4 protein-coding genes are annotated in these 5,650 nt (G+C 58.4%); all 4 read left to right on the top strand.

All coding sequences use genetic code 11. The features are described 5' to 3' along the window. Positions 1–978: deoxyguanosinetriphosphate triphosphohydrolase (locus GXX82_09080; GenBank protein NLT23187.1), on the top strand; the 978-nt coding region annotated here is incomplete at its 5' end. A gap of 79 nt (positions 979–1,057) precedes the next feature. Further along, complete coding sequence (locus tag GXX82_09075) at positions 1,058–3,691, top strand: valine--tRNA ligase (protein NLT23186.1); 2,634 nt, start codon at positions 1,058–1,060, stop codon at positions 3,689–3,691. A gap of 3 nt (positions 3,692–3,694) precedes the next feature. Further along, positions 3,695–5,002 carry a hypothetical protein gene (locus GXX82_09070; GenBank protein ID NLT23185.1) on the top strand — a complete coding sequence of 436 codons (1,308 nt, stop codon included), beginning with the start codon at positions 3,695–3,697 and terminating at the stop codon, positions 5,000–5,002. A gap of 11 nt (positions 5,003–5,013) precedes the next feature. Then, positions 5,014–5,385: a CBS domain-containing protein gene (locus GXX82_09065; GenBank protein ID NLT23184.1), complete on the top strand. Its 372-nt coding sequence runs from the start codon at positions 5,014–5,016 to the stop codon at positions 5,383–5,385. Positions 5,386–5,650 lie beyond the last annotated feature (265 nt).

The following is a 5,650-nucleotide window of genomic DNA, read 5'->3' as shown; positions in this document are numbered from 1 at the left end:
GCCGCCACGCGCGGAAGGGTGCGGGAAGAGGCGGAGTGCGACATCAGGCCCGCCTTCCAGCACGACCGTGACAGGATAACCCACAGCAAGTCCTTCCGGCGGCTCAAGTACAAGACACAGGTCTTCCTTTCGCCCACGGGAGACCACTACCGGACGCGGCTGACGCATACCCTCGAGGTGTCGCAGATCGCGCGGACCATCGGCCGCGCGCTCGGCCTCAACGAGGACCTCGTCGAGGCCATAGCCCTTGCCCATGACCTCGGCCATACACCGTTCGGGCACTCCGGGGAGGACGTTCTCAATTCGCTTTACCCCGGGGGCTTCAGACACTACGAGCAGAGCCTCAGGGTCGTGGACATCCTCGAGAAGGACGGCGAGGGTCTCAACCTGACGATGGAGGTCAGGGACGGGATCGTAAAACACTCCAAGGGCAAAGGGGACATAATCATCCGGGACGATGATGAAAGGCCCCTCACGAAAGAGGCGGAGGTGGTCCGCATCGCCGATATCATCGGCTACCTGAACCACGACATCGATGACGCCATACGTGGCAACGTCATCGGTGAAGAGGACATCCCGCGGCATCTCCGGGACCATCTCGGACACAACGTGTCGGACCGCATCGACACGATGGTGCGCGGCGTCATCTGGAACACGCTGGAGAGCGGCAGGATGGAACTGGAATGCGGGAAGGAACTGGAGGCATGGATGCTGGAGATGCGCGACTTCCTCTATGCCCGGGTCTACGAGAGCCCCGTCGTTCACGCGGACTTCATCAAGTGCTCGAAGATCATCGAGGACCTGTACGGGTACTTCCTCAAGCACCCCGACGCGTTCCTCAAGGAAACAGGCCGCGACGACTTCCACGACGACCCCGCCGCCTGTGTCCGCGACTTCATCGCCGGCATGACGGACCGTTATGCCTTCAGCCTTTTTGAGAGGATCTTCCTGCCCATGCCATGGAACATTCCGGTGTAGGAAAGGAAGACCCGGGAATTTGAACGAACAACGACCATCAAGCGCGTTTTGATAGGTACTCAGGGAAAGGGAGCTGACAATGATGGATAAGGTTTACGACCCCCACAGCATCGAGAAAAAATGGTACGCCGATTGGCTGGAGAAGGGATATTTCACGGCCAGGAACGATTCCGGGAAAGAGTATTTTTCCATGGTCATCCCCCCTCCCAACGTGACGGGGTCTCTTCACATGGGCCACGCCCTCAACAACACACTGCAGGACATCGTAACCCGGTATTTCCGCATGTGCGGCGTCAATTCCCTGTGGCTTCCCGGGACCGACCACGCCGGTATAGCCACACAGAACGTTGTTGAGCGCGAACTGGCGAAGGAAAGCACCAACCGCGAGGCCCTGGGCAGGGAAAAATTCGTGGAACGGGTCTGGCAGTGGAAGAAGCAATCAGGCGGGACCATCATCGAACAGCTCAAGAGGCTTGGCGCGTCCTGCGACTGGTCGCGCGAGCGCTTCACCATGGACGAAGGGCTCACGCGCGCAGTCCGCGAGGTCTTCGTCAGGCTCTACAACGAAGGTCTGATCTACCGGGACAATTACATCATAAACTGGTGCCCGCGCTGCAAGACGGCCCTTTCCGACCTCGAAGCCGAGCACGAGGAAACGCAGGGACACCTTTACTACATCCACTACCCGCTCGCAGAGGGCGAAGGTTATCTCACCGTCGCCACAACGAGACCCGAGACGATGCTCGGAGATACCGCCGTCGCCGTCAACCCCGAGGATCCCCGATACGGGAAGTACGTCGGGCAGTATGTCATTCTCCCCATAGTGAACAAGAAGATCCCCGTCATCGGCGACAGTTACGTCGACGTCGAGTTCGGCACGGGCGCGCTCAAGGTCACACCCGCCCACGACCTCAACGACTTCGAGATCATGAAAAGGCATGGCCTCGAGCTTATAAAGGTCATTGACGAGAACGGCGACATGAACGAGAACGCACTCCACTACCAGGGTATGGAACGCTTTGAATGCCGCAGGAGGATCGTCGAGGAGCTCGACGAAAAGGGTTACCTCGAAAAGACGGAACCCTACCTTATGGGCGTCGGCAAATGCTACCGCTGCAAGACCGTCGTCGAACCCGCCCTCTCCCTCCAGTGGTTCCTCAGGATGAAGCCGCTGGCCGAGCCCGCCATCGCCGCCGTGCGGGAGCACCGCGTGCGCATCATTCCGGAGATGTGGGAGAAGGTCTACTTCGAATGGATGGAGAACATCAGGGACTGGTGCGTGTCACGCCAGATCTGGTGGGGCCACCGGATACCGGTGTGGTACTGCGAAACCTGCGGCGAGATGATCGTCTCCGTCGACGATCCCCCGGCATGCCCGAAATGCGGCGGCGCCTTAAAGCAGGAATCGGATGTCCTCGACACCTGGTTCTCGTCGGGATTGTGGCCTTTCAGCACCCTCGGCTGGCCGGACGAGACGGAGGACCTCAGGACGTTCTATCCCACGTCTCTGCTCATAACCGGCTTCGACATCCTTTTCTTCTGGGTCGCCCGGATGATCATGATGGGCCTCAAGTTCATGGGTGACGTGCCTTTCCGCGATGTTTACATCCACGCTCTCGTCCGCGATGCCGAGGGCAAAAAGATGAGCAAGTCCAAGGGCAACGTCATCGATCCCCTCATCATCATCGACGAATTCGGGACGGACGCCTTCCGTTTCACCCTGACCATGCTGGCCGCCCAGGGCCGGGACGTCCTTTTGTCGGAAGAGCGCATAGAGGGCTGCAGGAACTTCGTCAACAAGATATGGAACGCATCCAGGCTGTCGCTCACCTTCATGGGCGAGCAGAAGCCGGCTCATACCGGGAACAGTTCCTCCTTCCTTCCCGATCGCTGGATCCGTTCCCGCACCCAGAGGGTGATCCGCGACGTCCATGAAAGCGTCCTCGGGTATCGCTTCAATGAAGCCGCAAATGTGCTGTACAGCTTCATCTGGCACGAATACTGCGACTGGTACCTGGAGCTCATCAAGCCGAACCTCTACGGGAAGGTGGACCGTTTCGACACAGACGCCACGCGGGCCGTCCTCCACAACACCCTTGAAGACATCCTGAAGCTCCTCCATCCCATCATGCCCTTTGTCACGGAGGAGATCTACCAGCGCCTTCCGGGCAGGGAGTCCCCGAGCGTCATGATAGCGCCCTTCCCTGCCGTCGATGAGTCGCAGATAGACAGCGAGAGCGAAAAGATGATGGAGACCATCATGGGCATCGTCGACGTCATCCGCAACATTCGCGGCGAAACGGGGATCGCGCCCAATGTCCGCATAGAGACCGTGATCAGGGCGGGAGCCGACGAACCGTTCCTGAAAGAGTACGAGTACTACATCAAGGAACTGGGCAAGGTGGAGACTCTCACCTTCACGGACGGCAAAGCGCCGGACCATTCGGCGGTGGGCGTCTTCAAGGATATCGAGGTCTTCGTGCCGCTCAAGGACCTCATCGATGTCGCGAAAGAGCTGGGGAGGATCGAAAAAGAGCTTGCAAGGATTGCCGAAGATAGTGAAAAATTGATGAAGAAGCTGGGCAACGAGGCGTTCCGCCAGAAGGCGCCCGCGGAGGTCATAGCCCGCAACGAGGCGCAGTACAGCGAGCTTTCCGCCAGGAAGGAAAAGCTCATGCAAAGCAGGAGGGTCCTGGAAAACCTTTCGAGGTAGTTGATGCCCCTGAATTTCTCGCTCATCGAGTCCTTCATAGCGGATCACCGGGAGGACATGAAGAACAAGGCCCTGCTCCGCCATGACCGGTACCGTATCCTCTCGGAGCTGGGGACGGCGCTGCAGACCGTCCTCAAGGACTATGAGATCTTCGAGACCGAGCTCAACGCCCTCGTCATAGAGATAATCGACAACGCCTCGTCCTACGAAACCCTCCGGGAATGCCATGAACGGGCCGTTGCCGGTGTGGAGAACTTCTTCCTGGAAGAGGACACCATCGTGGATGTCCACGACCTGTTCCGCATCATCCGGGACAGGATCGCCATCAGGGTCCTGGAGCTCGTCGAAAGGGAGATGCTTGACGAAGACCTCGGAAAACCTCCGACGGATTACGTCTGGGCGGGGTTGGGAAGCGAGGGCCGCGACGAACAGACGATGGTCACCGATCAGGACAACCTCCTCGTTTATGCCGAACGTAGTGACGATTTCGCCTCCGGAGAACTGAGAAAGCGCTGTGTGAAAATGATGACGCACGGCGCCTCGCCCGCCCCGCCGGGCGACCTCGACCCCAAGACGCTTCTTGACGGATACTTCAGGATATTCGCTGAGAAGGCCTCCGAGCGGCTCCACCAGGTCGGGTTCGAGAAGTGCAAGGGGGGCGTCATGCCCGTCAACGATCGCTGGAGGGGCTCCATAACGGACTGGAAGAAAAGGATCGACGAGCGCATCACCTTCAGCAGGGGGATCTTCGAGCCGCTGGACGTCATCATCCTTACCGACGCACGCCGGGTGAACGGCAACGACGCGATCCTCAGGGAGCTTCTGGACTACTTCTTCGCCCAGCTCACCAACAATAAGCACTTCATGAAGGAGTTTATCCAGTCCGCCGTCCTGATGCCAAGCGCGCTCACCTTCTTCGGCGGATTCAAGGTCGAGAAGGAAGGGGAGAACAAGGACAAGTTCAATATCAAGCTTCTCGGTTGGTCGCCGCTTATCCTCTCCGTCCGGATGCTCTCCCTGTCGAACGGGATATACGAGAGGAACACGCTCAAGCGGATCGCGATCCTGAGGCAGCGCAACATCATCAAGAAGGAAACGGAGAGCTCCCTCATGGACGCCTACTTCACTTTCGTCCGCTATCGTATAATAAACCAGATCAACTATCGTGACGACGAGGGCAAGATCTCGAACTTCCTACGGCCCGACATGCTTGGCCCCGACGAGCAGGAAAGACTGCGCAGGGCCATGAAGGCCGTGGAAACCTTTCAGAAATTCATACAGGAAACACTCCTCTTCGGAGAGGCAGTATAAAGGGGGTTATTATGAAGGTTGTGGAGCTGATGAACAAGGACGTGGTAACCTGTCATCCGACGGAGAAACTGAACATCATACTCAACAAGCTGGAGCTCTTCAACATAGCGGGGATGCCCGTCGTCGACAAGGGAAGGCTCGTCGGCATCGTGTGCCAGAGCGACATCCTCAGGGGGCTCAAGAAAGGGACCATGGCGGAGCTTGCCGTGTCCGACGTGATGACAACAGATGTTGTGACCGTACCGCCCACGGAGTCGGCGGTGCTCGTGGCCAAGATCATGGTGGAAAAGCACATCAACAGGGTGCCCATCATCGATAATGACAAGGTTGTCGGCATCGTCACCCGCGGCGACATCATCAAGGCCGTGGCGGAGTGCGGGTAAACAACTGTCTCAGGTCTCAGGTTTCAGGTCTCAGGTCTTTGAAGACGCTGAAGCCGGGAAGGCGGGACCGCGATGGACGAGAAGACGGTTCCAGGTTCCAGGCTGATACGACGGAACGTTGAAGCAGGCTGCCGGGAGATACCCAGGAAGTGGTTTCAGATACTTGCGGGAATGTACTTGTAACGGTGTGGACGGCGAAGGCCTGTCCCGGTCTCCCGACCTGTGACCTGTGACTTGTGACTTGTGACCTGTGACTTGTGACCTG

The sequence above is a fragment of the Syntrophorhabdus sp. genome, assembly GCA_012719415.1.
Lineage (GTDB): Bacteria > Desulfobacterota > Syntrophorhabdia > Syntrophorhabdales > Syntrophorhabdaceae > Delta-02.
This window is presented reverse-complemented; position numbering and strand designations above follow the sequence as displayed.

Bases quoted from the DNA above. Each gene is read 5' to 3' on its own strand.
- GXX82_09070 (NLT23185.1), top strand. From the start codon at position 3,695: ATGCCCCTGAATTTCTCGCTCATCGAGTCCTTCATAGCGGATCACCGG.
- GXX82_09065 (NLT23184.1), top strand. From the start codon at position 5,014: ATGAAGGTTGTGGAGCTGATGAACAAGGACGTGGTAACCTGTCATCCG.
- GXX82_09075 (NLT23186.1), top strand. From the start codon at position 1,058: ATGATGGATAAGGTTTACGACCCCCACAGCATCGAGAAAAAATGGTAC.